The following is a 285-nucleotide window of genomic DNA, read 5'->3' as shown; positions in this document are numbered from 1 at the left end:
GCGGCGGTTTGGTTGACGCCGCGCGGCTGACCCAACTGGCAGCGGAGACGGGCGATGAGTGACGAGCGCAAATACAACGTGTTGTTCCTGTGCACCGGCAATTCCGCCCGCAGCATCATGGCAGAATGCGTGTTGAGGCGCCTGGATCCGGGGCGCTTCAATGCCTTTAGCGCCGGCAGCCACCCGCGTGGCCATGTCCACCCCTATGCGCTGGATCTGCTGGCCAAGGAAAACTATCCGACCGGTGAGCTGCGCTCGAAGGACTGGAGCGAATTCGCCGCGCCC

General features: G+C 64.2%; 1 pseudogene. It reads left to right on the top strand.

From position 1 onward, the window contains the following. Positions 1 to 54: 54 nt before the first annotated feature. Positions 55 to 285, top strand: a pseudogene (locus R0J92_RS22450) (arsenate reductase ArsC); the annotation flags it as partial.

The organism is Tritonibacter sp. SIMBA_163, assembly GCF_046535935.1.
Classification (GTDB): domain Bacteria; phylum Pseudomonadota; class Alphaproteobacteria; order Rhodobacterales; family Rhodobacteraceae; genus Epibacterium; species Epibacterium scottomollicae.
Note: the sequence above shows the minus strand (reverse complement) of the source record. Positions and strands in the feature narration are given on the sequence as shown.